This is a genomic window from Paraburkholderia adhaesiva (genome assembly GCF_021390575.1).
Classification (GTDB): Bacteria; Pseudomonadota; Gammaproteobacteria; order Burkholderiales; family Burkholderiaceae; genus Paraburkholderia; species Paraburkholderia adhaesiva.
Genome location: NZ_JAJEJQ010000001.1, coordinates 2,233,013 through 2,253,345 on the forward strand (window position 1 = coordinate 2,233,013; position 20,333 = coordinate 2,253,345).

At 67.0% G+C, this 20,333-nt stretch carries 18 protein-coding genes and 2 tRNA genes; 14 read left to right on the top strand and 6 right to left on the bottom strand.

The window, feature by feature from the left end:
* The first annotated feature begins 96 nt into the window (after positions 1-96).
* From L0U80_RS10100 to L0U80_RS10130, 7 genes are all read left to right on the top strand, one after another.
* Positions 97-172, top strand: a tRNA-Asn gene (locus L0U80_RS10100).
* 115 nt (positions 173-287) lie between these two features.
* Positions 288-363 (top strand) — tRNA-Asn (locus L0U80_RS10105).
* Positions 364-492: 129 nt separating this feature from the next.
* Positions 493-984 carry a CreA family protein gene (locus tag L0U80_RS10110; RefSeq protein ID WP_233863824.1) on the top strand — a complete coding sequence of 164 codons (492 nt, stop codon included), beginning with the start codon at positions 493-495 and terminating at the stop codon, positions 982-984.
* Between the two features lie 38 nt (positions 985-1,022).
* Positions 1,023-1,919, top strand: coding sequence for an AraC family transcriptional regulator (locus L0U80_RS10115; protein WP_233863826.1), 897 nt, complete (start codon positions 1,023-1,025; stop codon positions 1,917-1,919).
* Positions 1,920-2,224: 305 nt separating this feature from the next.
* Positions 2,225-2,986: an AzlC family ABC transporter permease gene (locus tag L0U80_RS10120; protein WP_233865848.1), complete on the top strand. Its 762-nt coding sequence runs from the start codon at positions 2,225-2,227 to the stop codon at positions 2,984-2,986.
* Positions 2,983-3,306 (top strand): AzlD domain-containing protein, encoded by a 324-nt coding sequence (locus L0U80_RS10125; RefSeq protein ID WP_124149073.1) that lies wholly within the window; start codon positions 2,983-2,985, stop codon positions 3,304-3,306. The genes L0U80_RS10120 and L0U80_RS10125 overlap by 4 nt, the downstream gene beginning before the upstream one ends.
* Positions 3,307-3,465: 159 nt before the next feature.
* A complete protein-coding gene (locus tag L0U80_RS10130; protein ID WP_233863828.1) occupies positions 3,466-4,227 on the top strand; it encodes a DUF4088 family protein in 762 nt (253 codons plus the stop codon).
* A gap of 71 nt (positions 4,228-4,298) precedes the next feature.
* Here L0U80_RS10130 and L0U80_RS10135 read toward each other — a convergent pair whose 3' ends face one another.
* Entirely contained in the window at positions 4,299-6,428 is a 2,130-nt protein-coding gene (locus tag L0U80_RS10135; protein ID WP_233863829.1) for an ATP-dependent helicase, read from the bottom strand.
* 323 nt (positions 6,429-6,751) lie between these two features.
* Between L0U80_RS10135 and L0U80_RS10140 the strand changes: the two genes are divergently transcribed.
* The 3 genes from L0U80_RS10140 to panS all read left to right on the top strand — a co-directional run bounded on the left by L0U80_RS10140 (position 6,752) and on the right by panS (position 9,718).
* The gene (locus tag L0U80_RS10140) at positions 6,752-6,973 is read left to right on the top strand and encodes an RNA-binding S4 domain-containing protein (RefSeq protein ID WP_233863831.1); all 222 of its coding nucleotides are present in this window, start codon (positions 6,752-6,754) and stop codon (positions 6,971-6,973) included.
* A gap of 120 nt (positions 6,974-7,093) precedes the next feature.
* Positions 7,094-8,488 (top strand): MATE family efflux transporter, encoded by a 1,395-nt coding sequence (locus tag L0U80_RS10145; protein ID WP_233863833.1) that lies wholly within the window; start codon positions 7,094-7,096, stop codon positions 8,486-8,488.
* Between the two features lie 258 nt (positions 8,489-8,746).
* Positions 8,747-9,718 carry a ketopantoate/pantoate/pantothenate transporter PanS gene (gene panS, locus L0U80_RS10150; protein ID WP_233863835.1) on the top strand — a complete coding sequence of 324 codons (972 nt, stop codon included), beginning with the start codon at positions 8,747-8,749 and terminating at the stop codon, positions 9,716-9,718.
* A gap of 94 nt (positions 9,719-9,812) precedes the next feature.
* Here the strand turns inward: panS and L0U80_RS10155 are convergent, their stop codons facing one another.
* Positions 9,813-10,202 (bottom strand): DUF2917 domain-containing protein, encoded by a 390-nt coding sequence (locus tag L0U80_RS10155; protein ID WP_233863837.1) that lies wholly within the window; start codon positions 10,200-10,202, stop codon positions 9,813-9,815.
* Positions 10,203-10,470: 268 nt separating this feature from the next.
* Here L0U80_RS10155 and L0U80_RS10160 point away from each other — a divergent pair, with 268 nt between their 5' ends.
* Entirely contained in the window at positions 10,471-12,135 is a 1,665-nt protein-coding gene (locus L0U80_RS10160) for a phospholipase D family protein (RefSeq protein WP_373322194.1), read from the top strand.
* Between the two features lie 107 nt (positions 12,136-12,242).
* Positions 12,243-13,643: a class II fumarate hydratase gene (fumC, locus tag L0U80_RS10165; protein ID WP_233863838.1), complete on the top strand. Its 1,401-nt coding sequence runs from the start codon at positions 12,243-12,245 to the stop codon at positions 13,641-13,643.
* A gap of 64 nt (positions 13,644-13,707) precedes the next feature.
* Here fumC and L0U80_RS10170 read toward each other — a convergent pair whose 3' ends face one another.
* From L0U80_RS10170 to L0U80_RS10180, 3 genes are all read right to left on the bottom strand, one after another.
* On the bottom strand, positions 13,708-14,211 hold the full coding sequence (locus L0U80_RS10170; protein WP_373322138.1) for an acyl-CoA thioesterase: 504 nt from the start codon (positions 14,209-14,211) through the stop codon (positions 13,708-13,710).
* Positions 14,212-14,403: 192 nt separating this feature from the next.
* Positions 14,404-15,423, bottom strand: a complete 1,020-nt coding sequence (locus L0U80_RS10175) for a GlxA family transcriptional regulator (RefSeq protein ID WP_233863840.1) — start codon at positions 15,421-15,423, stop codon at positions 14,404-14,406.
* A gap of 120 nt (positions 15,424-15,543) precedes the next feature.
* Positions 15,544-15,690: a hypothetical protein gene (locus tag L0U80_RS10180; RefSeq protein ID WP_233863841.1), complete on the bottom strand. Its 147-nt coding sequence runs from the start codon at positions 15,688-15,690 to the stop codon at positions 15,544-15,546.
* A gap of 169 nt (positions 15,691-15,859) precedes the next feature.
* On the opposite strand from L0U80_RS10180, the gene L0U80_RS10185 reads away from it, so the two are divergent.
* Both L0U80_RS10185 and L0U80_RS10190 read left to right on the top strand, forming a co-directional pair.
* Positions 15,860-16,573, top strand: coding sequence for an ArsR/SmtB family transcription factor (locus tag L0U80_RS10185; RefSeq protein ID WP_233863842.1), 714 nt, complete (start codon positions 15,860-15,862; stop codon positions 16,571-16,573).
* Positions 16,574-16,826: 253 nt separating this feature from the next.
* Entirely contained in the window at positions 16,827-19,238 is a 2,412-nt protein-coding gene (locus tag L0U80_RS10190; RefSeq protein ID WP_233863846.1) for a DUF6600 domain-containing protein, read from the top strand.
* 99 nt (positions 19,239-19,337) lie between these two features.
* Here L0U80_RS10190 and L0U80_RS10195 read toward each other — a convergent pair whose 3' ends face one another.
* Positions 19,338-20,309 carry a thymidylate synthase gene (locus tag L0U80_RS10195; RefSeq protein ID WP_233863847.1) on the bottom strand — a complete coding sequence of 324 codons (972 nt, stop codon included), beginning with the start codon at positions 20,307-20,309 and terminating at the stop codon, positions 19,338-19,340.
* Between the last annotated feature and the right edge of the window lie 24 nt (positions 20,310-20,333).

Genomic DNA, 20,333 nt, shown 5'->3' on the forward strand with positions numbered 1-20,333 from the left:
GGAAGAGAATTATTTGCTGAATTGTTTCCAGGATGGCGCACAGGTGTTGACAGATCCAGCCGTGCCCCATAGAATCTCGTTCTCTGCTTTTGTTGATCCCCGATAGCTCAGTCGGTAGAGCGCCGGACTGTTAATCCGTAGGTCCCTGGTTCGAGCCCAGGTCGGGGAGCCAAATAAAAATTTGGCACAAACGAATTTGCAAACCAGATTGCAAGTCACAAAGAATCACAAAAGCCCGCTAACCATAACGGGCTTTTTTATGTAGTGAAAAGTTGCTGTACTGCTGTTCCCCGATAGCTCAGTCGGTAGAGCGCCGGACTGTTAATCCGTAGGTCCCTGGTTCGAGCCCAGGTCGGGGAGCCAAAAATCGAAGGCGTTGCGCGAATCTCGTGCAACGCCTTTTTCTTTTTGCGGCGTCGAAGCTTGCGCTGCGACTGCTGCACAGCCATCGCACTGCCCGATAATGGCGCGTCGTCATCTTTGGGAATCCCCATGAAAGCATTTCGTTTCCTGTCGTTCGTATCGCGCGCGGCCGTCGCCAGCGCCTGCCTCGGCGCGCTCGCTTCCGCGCACGCCGAAGAGATCGGCAGCGTGAACACCAATTTCCACATCACCGGATCGGACCGCGTGGTCGTAGAGGCCTACGACGATCCGCAGGTGACCGGTGTCACGTGCTACGTCTCTCGCGCGCGCAAGGGTGGCGTGAAGGGCACGCTCGGCCTCGCTGAGGACCCCACCGAAGCGTCCATCGCCTGTCGCCAGATCGGGCCGATGTCCTTCACCGGGCCGCTCAAACCGCAAACCGACGTCTTCAGCGAACGCATGTCGCTCATCTTCAAGACGCTGCACGTTGTGCGCATCGTCGACGCGAAGCGCAACGCGCTCGTCTACCTGACGTATAGCGACCGTATCGTGAGCGGCAGCGCAAAGAACAGCGTCAGCGCCGTGCCGGTGCCAGCAGGCACGACAATCCCGCTGCGCTAGGCCCGCGCTACACTGAGAGCCCCGCCCGGACACCCGCCATGACCGCCCGCCGTTTCCGCGATTCCGCCCGCTACTGGCGCACGCCGCTTTTGCCCGGCGCGGATCTGCTCACCGCCGAGTACCACGAGCACGAATTCGCGCCCCACTGGCACGAGGCCTACACGATCCCCGTGATCGAAGACGGCGCCGAGTGCTTTCGCTATCTGGGCGCGCAACACGTCGCGGAGGCGGGTACGGTGCCGGTCATCAATCCGGGTGAGCTGCACACGGGATCGCGCGCCGTCGACGAAGGCTGGCGCTACCGCGTCATGTACGTCCCGGTCGACTATCTGAGGGATCTCGCTTCGGGAATTGCCGACCGCCTGCAGCCGCTGCCGTGGTTTGGCGCCGACGTGATCCGCGATCCCGATCTGGCCCGTCGTCTCTCGCTCGCCCACCGGCTGCTGGAAGCGGACGCCGACCGGCGCCGCGCAGCTTCCGGCACAAGCGCGATCGCCCGCGCCGACGCCAGCCCCGTCCCGGAAATCGACGTGCTCGCCGTGGAAAGCGCGCTGCTCGACGCACTTTCGACACTGCTCACGCGCCACGGCCGTACGCGCGAAGCGCCACTGCAGCCGCAGATGAACGATCCGCGCGTCGAGACGATGAAGTCGCTGCTCGCCGCCGATCTCGCGACACCGCTGCGTGTGGCCGATCTCGCCCAGGCGGTCAGCCTCTCGCCGTTCCACGCGACGCGGCTCTTCACCGAGGCGTCCGGCCTGCCCCCGCACGCCTGGCGCACGCAGGTGCGGCTGCAGCGCGCGCTCGCGCCGCTGCGAGCGGGCGCGTCGGTCGCCGACGTGGCCGCCGCCAGCGGCTTCACCGACCAAAGCCATTTCACGCGTCACTTTCGCCGGATGTTCGGCGTGCCACCAGGGCGCTGGCAGTCGGCGTAGTGGGCGTCTGGTGGGCTGCTAGCCGGCTTCACGGCTCGATTGCGTACCGGCCCCGAATAAATCCGCCCCCGCACCTTCCCTCCCCGCAAGAACGTACAAGCCACGCACGCACACGCCCGCTATGCTGTCGGCGTGTATCGACCAGCGTTGGCGCATCGGCAGGGGTCAGGGCTTCAGGCCTCACTCCGCTCCCGGACAGTCCCACCTGGTCCCATGAAAGACGGTTGCCGTATCACGAGGACAGTTTGACCACTCACCCCACCCGCTCCCAGGAGTTCGTCGCCGGCGCGCGCGACACGATCCCCATGATGGTCGGCGCCGCGCCGTTCGGCGTGATCTTCGGCACGCTCGTCACGTCGGGCCCGCTCTCGTTGTGGCACGGCCAGTTCATGTCGCTCGCCGTCTTCGCGGGCTCCGCGCAATTCATTGCGCTCGGCCTGATCGCTTCGCACGCGAGCTTCGTCGTGATCTGGGCGACCACGTTCATCGTCAATCTGCGCCACGTACTCTACAGTGCGACGCTCGCACCCTACGTCTCGCACCTGCCCCTGCGCTGGCGTCTCGTGCTGGGCGGCGTGCTCACCGACGAGGTCTTTGCCGTCGCCTGGGCGCACTTCCGCCGCCACCCGCCAAGCGACGATGTCTCGCCGTGGCACTTCCTCGGCTCCGGTGTCGCGATGTACGTCAACTGGCAGATCTGGACCGCTGTCGGCCTGCTGTTCGGTGCCGCGTTCCCCGGCCTCCAGTCGCTCGGCCTCGACTTCGCGATGGTCGCCACGTTCATCGCAATCGTCGTGCCGCAGCTCGTCGCCGTGCGCTATATCGCGGCAGCCGTTACGGCCGGCGCGCTCGCGTTCTTCTGGCAAGGCTGGCCGTACAAGCTCGGCCTGCTTGGCGCCGTCCTCGCGGGCGTCGCGGTGGGCGTCGCACTCTCGCTGCCGCGCCGCTCGCGCGACGGCGCAGCCGCAGCCGCAGCGCCGTCGGCGGGCGCTACGCGCAGCCCTAGCAGCACCGACAACGCCCGCAACGCCAGCGACACCCGCCAAACCGCAGGAGCCCGCCAATGAGCTACGTCGTCCTCATCCTCGGCATGGCCGCCATCACCTGGCTCGTGCGCACCGCGGTTTTCGTGCTCGGCGAGCGGCTCGTTTTTCCGCCGATCGTGCGCACCGCGCTCGGCTTCGTCCCCGTGACCGTGCTCACCGCGATCATTGTGCCGATGGCCGTCTCGCCGCACGGCCAGGGCGCCGAACTCACCTGGCGCAATCCGCAGCTCGTGGGCGCGCTCGCAGCCATCGCGGTCAGCGTGCTCACGCGGCGGCCCCTCGTCACGATCGCGGCCGGGCTCGGCGTGTTCTTCCTCTGGCAGGGCGTCGTGCTGCACTGACGCGCCGGGCCTCACGGTGGCGCCAGGTGGGGTCCTCCACGATCGCGCCTCAAGTTTCCCCCTTCTGCGCCGTTAATCCCGTCAATGGCTGCTTTCGCGTTGCCGCGCTGCGCGAAAGCGCACGCGGCGCAGTGCAGCAAGGATCACACGGGACAACGAATGGGGCACATCACCCTCTCTATCAAGGACGAAACGCTCGGGTCGCTGCGCAAGGACTTCGAGGCGTTCCTGCGCGTATCGGTCAAGCTCGATCCGCAGTTCGCGACGCCATCGTTCGAGGATTTCCTGCGCGCCAAGCTGCTCGACAACATGGTGCCGCTGACCGAGCACGCGGTGCAGCGCATGTTGACGGGCGGCCAGTACGCATGGGCAAAACGCACGCTCGACAAGGAATTCCCGGAAGTCGTCTCGATCCTGATGCGGCAGGCGAACGAGTTCGGTTTCGGCTTTGCGTCGCGGACCGAGTGGACGCCCGAGGAACTGACCAAGCAGTGTCGCGAGTGGGCGACGGCAATCGTCAACGAAGCACAGGGCGACGCGATGCTCGTCGATCCGCTCGCCGCGCAGATCAAGGCGTCCGTGCAGGACATGCAGACGCTGGAAGAGATCATGCAGACGCCCGCGTGGCGCCTGTCAGAATCGCTGCGCCAGCGCATCTACGAAGCGAAGATCGACTGCGAGACGAGCACCGGCAGCACCGCGCGCGAACGACTCGGCGAGCTGCGCGGACTGTTGCGGCTCGCGATCACGCACGGGGTCTTCCAGAAGCAGGAAGCGCAGCAGATCATGGAGTATCTGCGTCTTCTGAAGCCGGAAATCTTCGTCGAGGAACCCGACGACGTGTTCGCGCGCCTCGCCGCCTGGCTGCGCAACTTCTTCGTGCCGCCGCACCGCACCGAGCCGCGTCGTCAGTCGAACTGACGCGCGCGCACCGAGGGCCTGTTCACTTCAGCGAGTACTCGAGTGACAGGCCCTGCGAGTAACAGGCCCTTCTAGTCCCACATCTTCCGCAGCATCGCACCGATCTCGATCTTTGCGTGCGCGGCAGCCGCAAGGCCTGCCGCGCCGGGCGCGCTCGCCACGGGCACGGGAGGCCAGGCGCACGATTCGAAGAGCGGCAGCGCCGACGCCGGAATGAAACGCGTACGCGACGCCCAGACATGGCGATCCCCGGACGCCACCTGGTTGTGCACGTAAAAGCGCTGCGGCACGACGATATGCAGGTCCTCCTTCGCGCGCGTCATCGCCACGTATAGCAGACGCCGCTCTTCCTCCAGTTCCTCGTCACTGCCGACGCCCAGATCGGACGGAATGCAGCCGTCCACGCCGTTGAGCACAAACACATTGCGCCACTCCTGCCCTTTCGCCGAGTGAATCGTCGAGAGGATCAAGTAGTCCTCATCGAGCAGCGGATCGGCGGATTCGGCGCTCGTTGCGTCGGGCGGATCGAGCGTGAGTTCAGTGAGGAAGCGTTCGCGCGAGGCGTAGGTGCTCGCGATGCTCTCCATCTGCAGCAGGTCCGCCATGCGCACGGCGGCGTCCTCGTGGTTACGCTCCAGATGCGGCTCGTACCAGCGCCGCACGCGTTCGAACTCAGCAGGCCAGGGCGTGGCGCGCGCGCCGATATTCTCGATCAGCGCGACGAACTCGGCCCAGTCGTCCGCGGCGCGCGGCGGCGGCGCGAACGCGGCGAGCGCTTCGGCCGCACGGTACGCGCCCGTGCAGGCGGCAACCTGATCGAGCAGCCGCGCGGCAGTGGCGGGACCGACGCCCGGCAGCAGTTGCGCAACGCGAAAGCCCGCGACGCGGTCGAGCGGATTCTCGGCCCAGCGCAATACCGCCAGCACGTCCTTGACGTGCGAGGCATCGAGAAAGCGCAGCCCGCCGAACTTCACAAACGGAATGTTGCGCCGTGCGAGTTCGATTTCGAGCGTCGCGCTGTGGTGGGCGGCGCGAAACAGCACGGCCTGCTGCTTGAGCTTCATGCCCTCCTCGCGGGCCGCGAGGATCTGCTCGACGACGTACTGCGCCTGGGTGGCTTCGTCGGCGACGGTCACGAGGTGCGGACGCTGCGCCGACGCTTTGTCGCTCCAGAGGTTCTTCGTGAAGCGCTCGCGCGCGGCGTCGATCACGGCGTTCGACGCCGCGAGAATCGGCTGCGTCGAGCGGTAGTTGCGTTCGAGCGTGACCTGGCGCGCGGGCGGATCGAAGTGCGCCGGGAAGTCGAGGATGTTGCGCACCGTCGCGCCGCGAAACGAGTAGATGGCCTGGGCGTCGTCGCCGACCACCGTGAGGCCGCGGCCATCGGGTTTGAGCGCGAGCAGGATCGAAGCCTGCAGGCGGTTGGTGTCCTGATACTCGTCCACGAGCACGTGATCGAAACGGCCCGCGAGGTCGGCGGCAAGCGACGGTTCAGCCGCCATGTGCGCCCAGTAGAGCAACAGGTCGTCGTAGTCGAGGACGTTCTGCTTCTGCTTGGCGTCGACGTAGCCCGCGAACAGCCCCTTCAGTTGCGGCTCCCATTCGAGGCACCACGAAAACGAGCGATTGAGCACGTTCGCGAGCGTGTCGCCCGTATTGACGACGCGGGAGTAGATCGCAAGGCAGGTGTTCTTCGCCGGAAAGCGCTTTTGCTTCGCCGACAAACCGAGTTCGTGGCGCACGAGGTTCATCAGATCGGCGGAATCCTCGCGGTCGTTGATCGTGAACGCGGGCGACAGGCCGATCCGTTCGGCGTATTCGCGCAACAGGCGGGCGCCGATGCCGTGAAATGTGCCCGCCCACGTGAGCCCCTGCGCGAGCACGGACGCGGCACCCGGCACGCCGGCGGCGATACGGCCGACGCGGCGCGTCATCTCGAGCGCGGCGCGGCGCGAAAACGTCAGGAGCAGAATGCGGTGCGGGTCGGCGCCGTTCACGACCAGATGCGCGACGCGGTGCGCGAGCGTATTCGTCTTTCCCGAGCCCGCGCCTGCAATGACGAGCAACGGCGCGGGAAGCACGGCACCCGGTGCGAACGCGTTGGCGCCGCCATGCTCGACGGCGGCGCGCTGCGCATCATTGAGCTTCGAAAGATAAGCGGTGACGCTGCTCGCGGCAGGCGTTTCGAGAACGGTGGACACGGTAATGGACGTCAGGAGTGTCAGGGCGATAAGGGCGGCGACGGATACTGTATATCCATACACCCTACCCCGGCAAGCGCCGATCGTGCCGCGATCTGGCGGTATTTTTCACCGACTTTCGCCGACCTTCGCCGATTGTCGGCGGCGTGGCGTGGATCGCGTTGCCGCCGGATGACACCGGGCGCTGCCGGAGGCTACCAGCAGCAAAGCGCGAACGCTTCGGTCCACCGATTGCCTTTCCGACGACCGCATATGCTTTATGATGCGAACCCTTCGACGCACCCGCCCACGGTACCTGCGACCATCCGGAAAACCCAAACGCCATGCCCAACCTCGATTTCACACTGACCGGCGATTTCGTCGAGCTGCACAACCTCCTGAAGATCACCGGACTTGCCGACAGCGGCGGCTCGGCCAAGCAGATCGTCGCGTCGGGGGCCGTCAAGGTGGACGGCGAAGTCGAACTGCGCAAGACCTGCAAGATCCGCGCGGGCCAGGTGGTGCTGCTCGGCGATACGCGCATCGCGGTGCGTGAAGCCGACTGAAAGAACGCGCACCAGAAGTGGGCTTTTTGATCGACAACGGCGCGATCCACCCCTAAGCTGTTGTTCTCGATAGCAGCCCCGACTTCCCCGCGGCGCGAGTTTTCGCGCCGCTTGCTTTTCATGACCCGACCGACGCTCTTCGCGCGCCCCATCGCGCCGCCCACGCTGACGCGACACGCCGCCGACACCGCCCGACTCGCCGCGCCGCTCGCCATCGCCCAGCTTTCGCAAACGGCGATGAGCGTCACCGACACGGTGCTGCTCGGCTCGCTCGGCGCCGATGCACTCGCGGCGGGCGGTCTCGGCGCGAATCTGTACCTGGTCACCCTGATCATCCTGCAAGGCGTGCTGACCTCGGTGAGCGTGAGCGTCGCGCAGGCGCGCGGCGCGCGCAACGAGAGCGACGTCCCGCACATCTACTGGACGGGCTTCGCGCTGTCGCTCCTGCTCACGCTGCCCGCGTTCGTGCTGCTCTCGTTCGCAACGCCTCTCCTGCTCGCGCTCGGCGAGCCGCCGCTGCTCGCGCGTCACGTCGGCGAGTATGCGGCCGTGCTGCGCTGGGGCGCGCCCGCCAGCCTGATCGGCGTCGGGCTCATGCGCTCGTTCCTGCCCGCGATCGGCGCGGCGAGACGCCTCCTGTGGGTGTCGATCGCAGGCGTGTTCGTCAACGGTTTCCTCAACTACGGGCTAATTCACGGCGCGTGGGGCCTGCCGCGACTCGGCTTCCTCGGCTCGGCTGCGGCGACCGCGATCACGGTCTGGCTCACCGCCACCGTGCTGATGGCGCTGCTGCACCTGCGTCCATCGCACCAGCATTTCGTCGCCGCGCGGCGGCCCACGGCGCCGCTGATGGGCGAACTCGTCTCGATCGGCTGGCCTGTGGCGATCACGTACGCCGTCGAAGCGACGCTGTTCCTCGCCACCGGTCTCCTGATGGGCCTGCTCGGCGCGATACCGCTCGCGGCGCACCAGATCGCGCTGAACGTGGCGTCGATGACGTTTATGGTGCCGCTCGCAATCGGTCAGGCGGCGAACGTGCGTGTCGGCTACTGGGCAGGCGCGGGCGAGCCGCACGCGGCTCGCCATGCGGGATTCGCGTCGCTCGGACTCGGCGCGGGATTCATGTGCGTGTCGGCGCTCGTGATGGTGCTCGCGCCGCACTGGATCGTCGGCCTGTACCTGCATCTGGACGACCCCGCCAACGCGGCGACGGTCGCGCTCGCGACGACGCTGCTCGGCGTGGCCGCAGTGTTCCAGATCGTCGATGGCGTGCAGGCGGTGGGTTCCGGTTGCCTGCGCGGACTCAAGGACACGCGCATTCCGATGATGGCGGCAACGCTCGGCTATTGGGGCATCGGTTTTCCCACGGGCTACGCGCTCGCGTTCCACTTCGGCCTCGGTGCACGCGGCCTTTGGTGGGGCCTCGCCGCGGGACTCGCCACCGTTGCGTTCATGATGACGCTGCGCTTTCACAGGATGAGCCTGCGCCGCGCCGCCACGCCCGCCGCCGCCTGAGTCGGCGGATGTCTCGCCGGATCCCCCGCGCGATTAAGCAGGCAGCTAAAATACCCCGGCCGCCACACTCGCCGTCCCGCTCACGAAGCGACGTCGACGTGTAGCCGAGGAGACCCCGCAGACACCCGCACCGCCGCCACCGCGGCACCGCAGGCGCTGTCCATGGCCGGCTTCACCGCGCAGCGCGCGCAAGACCTCCGCACTGCGCCACGAACTATAACGAACGCAAAAACGAACGCACAACCGGACCACCCTTCCATGCTCGCCCCGATTACCCGACTCTTTCCGCTCTGGGCCGTCGTCGTCTCGCTTGTCGCGTACTTCGCGCCAGCCTCGGTCGCGCCGATCGCGCCGCACGTCACGACGCTGCTCACGATCATCATGCTCTCGATGGGCGTGACGCTCTCGTTCGCGGACTTCCAGCGCGTGTTCACACGCCCCGCTCCGGTGCTGGCCGGCATCGTCCTGCATTACCTCGTGATGCCGCTCGCTGCGTGGGCGATCGCGAAAGCGCTGCACATGCCGCCCGATCTCACCGCCGGGATGGTGCTCGTGGGCAGCGTGGCGAGCGGCACGGCGTCGAACGTCATGATCTATCTCGCGCGCGGCGACGTCGCGCTGTCGGTGACGATCAGCGCGCTCTCGACGCTCGTCGGCGTATTCGCGACACCGCTGCTCACACGCTTCTACGTCGATGCGTCGATCACCGTCGACGTGCGCGGCATGCTCATGAGCATCCTGCAGATCGTCGCCCTGCCGATCCTGATCGGTCTCGTCGTGAATCGCATCGCGGGCTTGCTCGTGCGCCGCATCGAGCCCGTGCTGCCGCTCGTCTCGATGGTGTCGATCCTCGCGATCATCGCCGCCGTGGTGGGCGGCACGCACGCGAGCATCGCAACGGTCGGGCCGCTCGTCGCGCTCGCCGTGGTGCTGCACAACGGAATTGGCCTCCTCGGTGGCTATTGGGGCGGCCGTCTGCTCGGCTTCGACGAGTCTGTGTGCCGCACACTCGCCATCGAGGTCGGCATGCAGAACTCCGGGCTCGCCGCGACGCTCGGCAAGCTCTATTTTTCGCCGCTCGCGGCGCTGCCCGGTGCGCTGTTCTCGGTGTGGCACAACCTGTCGGGATCGCTGCTTGCCGGTTACTGGGCTGGCAAACCCGTGCGTAACGGCATACGTGATGCCGCCGCCGTGCTGCAGCCGCGTCCCACGGTTACGACGCGTCGCTAACGGGGCACCCATTCACCGTGCGGGCTGCCATGGCGGCCCGCCGCGAATTGCTCTCGCACGCCGGTGGCGCTAGCCGGCTTCAGTAGTGCCCGCGTCAGCGTATCGCCCGCATCCGGCGCAACGCCCCAAACCGCGCGCGAACTGACCAGTGCGCCACACGCGACGCCCGCCAGCTGAGCCACGCACCGAGCGCGGCCCACGGCTGCCGCTGCGACTGTGCCGCCGAGCGTGTCTGGGCAACCACCTCGACCGCGTGAAGCGGATGCCACTCGCAGATCACAGCCTCGTCCCACCCGCCGATCCGGACCCGCTCCCCGCGCGCGACGGGAAGCGCTTCGCCCGGCGCGAGCCAGTAGTCCTCGGGATCGCCTTCCACCGTGATCCACACGAGCCCAACGCGCGCGCCCAGCCAACCGCCATGCGCGGCACGCCACGTGCGGCACGTACCGCGCGCGATGTTCATGGTCACCTCCACTGCGTTCATCGCCGTCTCCAGCCGTCCAGGATGTCTGCAGTGTTGCGTGCACCAGGGGCTCGACGTTTCCGGCCGTGCTGAAACGAGACCTGCGGCCCGCACGGGTCCGCGCGCCAACCGCGCCGCATCCCGTAGAATCCGGCCGAACGCCGTGACACGACGGTGAACCGCCGCGCACCTCGTCGGCTTCGGAGAATCCTGCTTGACCGTCTATTCAGTCCCGACCGAACCCACGCCGCATCGCGATCGCCGGAGCACGCCCGCGCCCGGCGACTCGCTGCCGCTCCGCACGGCCCGCGGCGCGAAGGTCGCGCCCCGCATCGCGATCTTCGCGCGCGCGTGGCTCGCCCTGCTTTTCGTAACGCTTCTCGCCGCATGCGCGACACGTCCACCCGCCACCGCCCTGCCGCGCGAGACCACGCACGCGCTGTCCGCGTCCGCGAATACGCCGCTTCGCGCCGCGCTTGCCGCCGACGTAGCCGCGCATCCGGGCCAGTCGGGCTTTCGCCTGCTCGCGAACGGCACCGACGCGCTGCAGACGCGCATCGCGCTCGCGCGCGCGGCAACGCAAACGCTCGACATGCAGTACTACATCGCCAACGAGGACACGACCGGCAAGCTGCTGCTCGGCGCGGCGCTCTACGCGGCGGACCGGGGCGTGCGCGTGCGCATGCTCGTCGACGATCTGAATTTCCGCGACATCGACAGCCTGATGGCCGCGCTCGACACGCACCCGCTGATCGAGATCCGCGTATTCAATCCGTACGGCAGTGCGCAGGGAAGCATGTTCGCGCGCACGACGAACCTGCTGACGAAACTCGACCAGTTCACGCGCCGCATGCACAACAAGGCGATGATCGTCGACAACCAGGCGGCGATCGTGGGCGGCCGCAATCTCGGCGACGAGTATTTCAACGCGAGCCCGACATTGGAGTTCAGCGACCTCGATGTGCTTGCTGCCGGCCCGGTCGCGGCCGAGGTGTCCGCGAGCTTCGACGACTACTGGAATAGCAGCGTGTCCTATCCGCTCAGCGCGCTGAACAAACAGAAGTTCGATCCGCACGATCTCGACACCGTCCGCGACGCGTTGCGCGAGCACTGGCGCAAAAACGCCGAGCCCTATGACGCGAAACCGCTGAACGCCACACCACTTGCCGAGCAGATCGCCCGGCACGAATTGGTGCTTGTCTGGGCGGACTGCTCGTTCGTCCCCGATTCCCCCGAAAAGATCGCCAACGCGCAAACAACGCAGAACGCACAAGTGGGCGACGCGATGCGCTCGCTCATCGACCAGATCCGTGCGGCGCGAAAGAGCGTGCTCGTGTTCTCGCCGTATTTCGTGCCGCACGACGCCGGCGTGGAGGAAGTGCGCAAGCTGACCGCACGCGGCGTGCGCGTCGCGATTCTCACGAACTCGCTCGCCGCCACGGATGCGGTCGTCGTCCAGTCCGGCTACAGTCCGTTTCGCGTGCCGCTCCTGCACGCGGGCGCCGAACTCTACGAATTCAAGCCAAGCCAACCGGTGCGCGGCGAGCGGCGGCAGCGGCCCGGCATGATGGGTTCGCGCTCGCGCTCGAGCCTGCATGCGAAGGCGTATGTGATCGACGAGCGCACGCTCGTGATCGGCTCGCTCAACCTCGATCCGCGTTCGGCGCGGCTGAATACGGAGCTTGCACTCACGATCGACAGCCCCGCGCTCGCGCACGACGTCGCCGGCTATTTCGCGCGCGCGACGTCGCTCGACATCAGCTACCGCGTGACGCTCACCACACCCGAAGAGCGTGCGCAGCTCGCGGGTACCGCCGCCCCGAATTCGCCGCTCATCTGGACCGATGAAGAGGACGGCGTGATCCGCACCTACAACCTCGACCCGCACGCCGGTTTCTACCGGAATGTGCTAACCGGGCTATTCTTGCTGTTGCCAGTGAACGATCAGCTGTAACGGCGCGCTGTAGCCTCGCACCGCATTCGCTCTTCGTTCTCTCCCCCGCCGGACCCCGAAAACGGCGCGCGGCGAGCCGGTGCCGCGCGCATCCACCGGAGTGCACCATGACCGATGAAGCAAGAATGGAACGCGACACGTTCGGCGAGATCGCCGTACCCGCCGCGCGCCTCTGGGGCGCGCAGACGCAGCGTTCCCTGCAGAACTTCCGCATCTCAACCGAGAAGCAGTCGCCGGAGCTGATCACCGCACTCGCGACGATCAAACGCGCGGCGGCCGAGGTCAATCTCGGGCTCGGCGTGCTCGACGAGCAGAAAGCGCACGCGATCATGCAGGCCGCCGACGAGATCATCGCGGGCAAGCATCCGGGCGAATTTCCGCTCGCGGTCTGGCAGACCGGCTCGGGCACGCAGACCAACATGAACCTCAACGAGGTGATCGCAAACCGCGCGAGCGAGATTCTCGGCGGCGAGCGCGGTGAAGCGCGTAAGGTCCATCCGAACGACGATGTGAACCGCGGCCAGTCGTCGAACGACGTGTTCCCGACGGCCATGCACGTGGCCGCTGCGTACGGCATCGTCAAGCATCTGCTGCCCGCGCTGAAGACGCTGCGCGATACGCTCGACGCCAAGGCGAAGCAGTTCGTCGACATCGTGAAGATTGGCCGCACGCACCTGCAGGACGCCACGCCGCTCACGCTCGGCCAGGAATTCTCGGGCTATGTCGCGCAACTCGACCAGGGCATCCGGCATGTCGAATCGACGCTGCCGCATCTCTACGAACTCGCGCAGGGCGGCACGGCAGTCGGCACGGGGCTCAACGCGCATCCACAGTTCGCACAGAAGGTGGCCGAAGGAATCGGCAAGCTCACGGGCCTGCCCTTCGTTAGCGCGCCCAACAAATTCGAGGTCATGGCCGCCGCCGACGCGCTCGTGTTCGCGCATGGCGCGCTCAAGACCGTCGCCGCGAGCCTCATGAAAATCGCCAACGACATCCGCTGGCTCGCGAGCGGCCCGCGCTGCGGGCTTGGCGAACTCTCGATCCCCGAGAACGAGCCAGGCAGCTCGATCATGCCGGGCAAAGTAAATCCTACGCAATCCGAAGCAGTTACGATGCTCTGCTGCCAGGTGTTCGGCAACGACGTCGCCGTGAATGTCGGCGGCGCGAGCGGCAACTTCGAGCTAAACGTGTTCCGCCCGATGATCGCGCACAACGTGCTGCAGTCGATCCGTCTCCTCGCCGACGGCGCGCTCTCGTTCAATGATCACTGCGCCGTTGGCATCGAGCCGAACCGCTCGCGCATCGACACGCTGCTCAACGAATCACTGATGCTCGTGACGGCGCTCAATCCGCACATCGGCTACGACAAGGCCGCGCAGATCGCGAAGAAGGCACACAAGGAAGGCACGACGCTCAAGGCAGCAGCGCTCGCGCTCGGCCACGTCACCGAGCAGCAGTTCGACGAATGGGTGCGCCCCAACGACATGGTCGGGAGTCTGAAAAATTAACGACGTTTCCTGCCCGCTCCAATGAAAAACGGGCGGCAATGCCGCCCGTTTTTTTATCTGCGCGTCAGGCCGCGCCCCTCGCAACTTCGTCGGGCTTGAGTTCGACGATTGCGTCGAGCGCATCCTTCACGTCCAGCGCGTATTTCGCGAGACGCTTCTGCTCGTCGGTCTCCGGCACGAATGACGGCACCGGAACCGGCGTGCTGTTTTCGTCGACGGCGACCATCACGATCATGCAATCAGTCGTGAGACGCAACTGGCCGCTCTTCGGATCGCCCGCGTGGACGGTGATATGGATGTGCATCGACGTACGGCCCGTCGCGACGATGCGCGCACGCAGTTCGACCATGTTGCCGACGAGAATCGGCCGGCGAAAGCGGATATTGCCGACGCTCACCGTGACGCAGTAGCGGCCCGACCAGACGGCTGCGCACGCGTAAGCCGTTTCGTCGATCCATTTCATCAGTGCACCACCGTGCACTTTTCCGCCGAAATTCACGGAGGTCGGCTCGGCAAGGAAGCGGAACGTCGTTTCCGAACGGTCCAGCGGCTGGGCAGGCATATTCATGTTGAGCTTCGCTCGTGGGTCGTCCGCTTGCGCGGCGGTTTGGTGGAAAGGCGTCGATTATACGAGGACGATAAGGAGTGCGCTGCGATGAATTTGAACGCACTCCGAAGCCTCGCGCCGAGGGCCGGGCCGCGAAAGCCAGACGTCTCCCGCCCTACTTCGCGTGAAAAGTTCCGACCGACCGCGGCCGCGCTATGCCGCTGCGAAGCGCGCCCGGTAATCGAGCGGCAGCACGCCGTACGAGCGCTCGAATGCTCGCCGCAGGTTTTGTTCGCTGCCGAAGCCGCAATCGGCAGCGATCCGCTTGAGCGGCTGGCGCGACTGGACGAGCCTCGTCGCGGCGGCCTCGACGCGCATCGCCGCCACCGTGCGCGCAGGCGTGCGCCCCATCGCCTCGACGTAGCGGCGCGCGAACGTGCGCGGGCTCATGCGCGCCGCCTCGGCAAGACGCTCGACGCTCAATTCCGTATGAAGATTCGCGGCCATCCAGCCATGCAATGCGTCGAAGTCGCCGCCCGCCGACATCTGCGCGGTCAGCGCCTCGCTGAACTGCGCTTGCCCGCCGGGGCGCTTCATGAACACCACGAGCCGCCGCGCGGCCTGCATCGCCACGGCGTGCCCGCAATCCTCTTCGATCAGCGCGAGCGTGAGGTCGATTCCAGCCGTGACGCCGGCCGAGGTCCAGATGGCCCGTCCATCGCGTGTATCGCACAGGAAGATCGGCTCGGGGTCGACGTCGACCAGCGGAAAGCGCCGCCTGAGCTGCGCGGCATTGCGCCAGTGCGTCGTCGCGCGACGGCCATCCAGCAGACCGGCGGCCGCGAGATAGAACGCCCCCGTGCAGACCGACGCCACGCGCCGCACGCGCGGCGCGCAGGCCGCGATCCACGCGACGAGTTCGGGCTGCAGCGGCGTGGTGTCGTCGATAGGGACGCCGGGGACGATCAGTGTGTCGATGGTGGCGCAGTCGAGCGAGTCGAGCCGTTCCGTGACGACCGGCAGGCCCGCGAAAGTCGGCAGCACGCCGCCCGCAACCGACGCAACCGTGACGCGGTACGCACACGGCTCGCCTTGCGCGGCCTGCGTGCGTTCTGCGGCACGCGCCGTGAGTTCGGCGCGCCAGAAGGCCTCGATGGGCCCGCAGGCGTCGAGCAGCACGAGATCGGGCGCAACGGCGAAGACGATGTGGCGCGCAGCAGACGATACGGACATGGCAGAGAGGTCGATCGGGAAACGATGACGTCATCATCGCACCCGCGCGCCTGGCAGTCGCGTCAAATCCGCTTCAATTTCTGCCAACCCGGAGCACGCCGAGCGTGCCGGGCCCGGCGATCAGTGGCGAACGACGACGCCTTCGTCGACCGTGCCGTACATCGTGATGCCACTCGCACCGTTTGACGGCATGGAACCGCCCTGAGCGCACGCCGTACCGAGCAGCGCGAGGGAGCAGACAGCCGCGAGGGCGAAAAAGCGTTTCATATCAGCTTGCGGAACGAGGAGGAGAACTGGAATTTTAGCGCCGAGGACCAGTGGCTCGCAGAAACAGCGTATTCGACATTTCATGCCGCACTGAAACGTCGAATGCCGCCTCCGGCTAAAGTGGCGTCATGGGCACTCCGCGTGCCGTAACCGCGACGAAGGAATCGCCATGTCCGCGACACCTGGCAACGATACCGGCCACTTTCCCGGCCTCTCGCGCATCGGCGCGCTGCTCGCCGATCCCGGCCGCGCTGCAATGCTCTGGGCGCTGATGGACGGCACCGCGCGTCCGGCGGGTGAACTCACGCTCATCGCGGGACTTTCGCCATCAGCTGCGAGCGCGCACCTCGCACGTCTCACCGACGGCGGCCTGCTCGCGCTCGAAGTGCGCGGCCGGCACCGCTATTACCGGATCGCAACGGCCGACGTCGCCGCCGCGATCGAGGCGCTCATGAACGTCGCACAGGCGAGCATGTCGTCATTGCCTGCGGCGAAGCCCGCGCGCACGGTCCCGCTTGAAATGCGCCATGCGCGCACGTGCTACGACCACATGGCAGGCGAAGTTGCGGTGCAGGTGTTGGAGCGGCTCGTCGGAGGCGGCCTGCTCGTACGCGACGGCGACAACCTCGATGCGACACCCGAGGGCGCTGTGCGTCTCGCCGGCTGGGGCGTGGACATCGGCGCGCTGCGCGGGCGGCGTCGGCGTTTCGCGTGCACATGTCCCGACTGGAGCGAGCGACGGCCGCACCTGGGTGGCGCGCTCGGCGCCGCGTTGCTCGATTCGTGGATCGCCGGCGGCTGGGTCGAGCGCGCAAGCCGGCCTCGCGTACTGCGCATCACGCCAGCAGGTCAGCGTGGTTTCGATGCGCTGACTGCCCGCTAAACCTGTCACCACATCACAGCCATTGGGCGCTCGACGCACCCCGCGCGAGGTGTCGCGCGTCTCTGTTTGTCTCTGTTTATTACCGGCAACACGGCTCTGACCCCTTCCCTGCGTCGCCGCACCAGCAGGGGACGCACGTTCTGTTACATCTGGAGCATGGGCCATTACAATTCGCCGCGCATGGTAACAGGCAAGGCCGCTACAGTCCCCAACAGGACGCGCCGCAAACGACGGCGTGCCGTGGAGAAAGAACATGAAAACGCGCACCCCAACGATCATCGAGTTTCGCCGGCTTCCCCGCCACACGCCTACCCTTGTTGCCTGTGCCGCGGTTGCGGCGCTGCAATTCGCCGCCGTGCCTGCGTTCGCCCAGAGCGCGCCGGGGTATGCCCAGGGCGAGCCGCCCTCCCAGGGTGCGACTATCGATCCGCCGGGGCGCGTCGCGCGGCTCGACTACATGGCCGGCCCCGTCACGACAGAACCGGCGGGCGCCACCGACTGGTCCTACGCCCAGCTCAACCGCCCGCTCACGTCCGGCGATCAGCTCTGGAACGACGCGAATGCGCGCTCCGAGTTGCACATCGGTTCGACGGCGGTGCGCCTTGGCGCGCAAACGAGCGTTAGCGTCCTCAATCTCGACGACTCGACGGCTCAGTTGAAAGTCGCGCAAGGCACGCTCTCGACGCACGTGCGCGAACTGCCCGCCGGGACATCCTATGAAATCGACACGCCGAATCTGGCGCTCGGCGTGAGCAGCCCGGGCGACTATCGCGTCGACGTGGCGCCGGATGGCAGTTCGACCACGGTCACGGTCCACAGCGGCAACGTGACCGCCTACGGCGAGAACGGCCAGACGCCGATGTCGGCGGGCCAGCAGATCCGCTTCGCTGGAACGGACCTGCAGCAGGTGGGAAGCAACGAGGCGCCGCAGCCCGATGCCTTCGACCGTTGGGCACTCGCGCGCGACGCCGCCGAGGACCGCTCGGTGTCGGCACGCTACGTTTCACGCGACATGACGGGCTATCAGGACCTCGACGCGAACGGCACCTGGCGCAACAGCCCGCAGTATGGCGAGGTCTGGGTACCGAATGACACGCCCGCGGGCTGGGCGCCGTATCACGACGGCCACTGGGTCTGGCAAGCGCCATGGGGCTGGACGTGGGTCGATGATCAGCCGTGGGGCTTCGCCCCCTATCACTACGGCCGCTGGGCCAATATCGACGATTCGTGGGCCTGGGTGCCCGGCCCCATGGTCGAGAGCGAGCCGCCGGTCTATGCGCCGGCGCTCGTCGGCTTTGTCGGCGGCGGGGATGGCGGCGTCGACTGGGGCGTGAGCCTCGCGGCGGGCGGTGTCGGTGCGGCCGGCATCGCGTGGTTCGCGCTCGGACCCGGTGAGCCGTGGCATCCGCGCTGGGCGGACTGGAGTCCGCATTACTACGATCGCGTGAACCGTACCGTCGTCGTCAACAACATCCACAACACGTATGTGAACTATCGCGTGCCGGGTGCCGTTACGGCGGTGCCGGCAACCGCGTTCGTCCACGGCCAGCCGGTCTCCCGCTTTGCACAGCACGTCGATCCGCGACAATGGCACGGGGCGCACATCGAGTCGGGCACGCCGGGCATCGCGCCGGTAGCGGGCAGTTTCGGCAACAGCGCGCGGCGCGCCGACTATCGTCCGCCTGCCGCGCTCACACAGCGCCAGGTCGTGGCGACGCGCGCGCCCGTCGCGCCGCCAGCGTTACGCGACAACCTCGCGCAACGCTTTGCGCGTGAACGCGGCACGGTACCGGGTGCAGGTGCGCCGGTAGTGCGTGTTTCTGCGCCGGCGCATGCGCCTCTCGATGCAGCGCATGGCGCATGGGGTGCGCAAAATGTGCGCGTGGTGCCGCCGCATTCGCCGGTGATGGGTGAGGCCGGACGGCCCGGCAGCATGGCGCCGCAGCCCGGTCGTCCGGGAGGCTTTGCGTCGAACGCACCGACGCAGGAACGCGGCCAGCCGGGCGTGGCTCCTGCGATGGGGAACCCACGTGGTCCGGCGGAACAGGAGCGTGGCGCGCCACGCCCGCCGCAGTTGGCGGGCCGCCCGGAAGGCGACATGTCTCGCGCACAAGGCCGCACGCCAGACGCGGCACCGAACGAAGCGCGTCAGCCGATGTGGACGCAGCCGCATGCGCCGATGGCAACACGTGGCCAGCCCGGCGCGGTCGAGGGTGCCCGACAGCCGCAATACGCGATGCAACAGCCGCAGCCCGCGCCGCGCGAGGCGGCTCGTCCGCAACCGCAACAGCAGCCCCAGCAGCGCGCGGAGTTCAACCCGCAGCCACAATCTCAAGCGCAACCGCGTGCGGAGATTCGTCCGCAACAGCAGCCTCAAGCGCAACCGCGTGCGGAATTCCGCCCGCAACCGCAGCCTCAACCCCAGCCGCGTGCGGAGGTTCGCCCACAGCCGCAACCGCAACCCCAGCCGCGTGCGGAGTTCCGCCCGCAACCGCAGCCCCAACCCCAACCGCGTGCGGAGGTTCGCCCGCAGCCGCAGCCGCAACCCCAACCGCGTGCGGAGTTCCACCCGCAGCCGCAACCACAGCCTCAACCTCAGGCACGCCCGGCGCCGCAACCGCAGGAACGCGCGAGCCATGGCCGCGACGACCATCCGCACGGCTAACCGTACCTATCGCGAAGGCCTAGCCTCTCGCCTGACAAACTAAAAAACCCGCGGACCTGAGGTCCGCGGGCTTTTAAATTTAAGCCGGGTAACGCCGAATCAGACTGCCATCGGTGCGGTCAATGGCTCGTGGTGCCGGTAGCCGGCAAGCGAAAAATCAGCGGGTTCGACTTTTTCCAGCCATTCCGGCTCATAGACCCCCGTCTTCGCGTATTCGGGCACGCGCTCCGAGATCGCGAGCTGCGGGCTCTCAAACGGCTCGCGACGCAACTGTTCGTTCAGCATGTCGAGCTGGTTTTCGTAGATGTGGGCATCGCCGATGAAGTACGTAAACCAGCGCGGCGTATAGCCCGTCAACCGGCCGACCAGATGCAGCAGCACTGCGCCTTCAGTCAGGTTGAACGGCGTGCCGAGACCAACGTCGTTGCTGCGGATATACAGGCACAGCGAGATCTCCCGCTTCGCCGGATTCGGCAGGAACTGATACAGGAGATGGCAAGCTGGCAGCGCGATTTCCTCGAGCACCGCGGGATTCCAGCCATGAAACAGAATGCGGCGATCGGCGGGGTTGCTCATGATGGTGTCTAGACACTGGCGCAACTGGTCGACCGCCTTGTAGAGCAGCACCTTCGGGCGACCATCTTCGACGAACTGCGCCACACGCGCATAACCGCGCGATTCAGCGTCCGCCAGACGCGCCGCCGCGTCGGCGTCGAGCACCTTGTACGCCGGCCAGCGGCGCCACTGCACGCCGTAGACGTCGCCGAGGTCGTCGGTGCCCTCGCGATACGGATTCGCGAGCCATTGCGCGTTCTCGTTCGCATTGGCGTCCCAGACCTTGCAGCCGAGCGCCCGGAAATCGGCCGCGCTGCGCGATGCGCGCAAAAAGCCGATCAGCTCGCCGACCGCCGACTTGAACGCCAGCTTCTTCGTGGTCACGGCGGGGAATCCCTGCTGGAGATCGAAGCGCAGCATCGCGCCGGGCTGGCTGATAGTGCGGATGCCCGTGCGGTTTTCCTGCCAGGTGCCGGTATCGAGAATCGAGCGGACCAGCTCGAGGTACTGTTTCATGCGGGGCCCCTTCGGCGGGCGCGC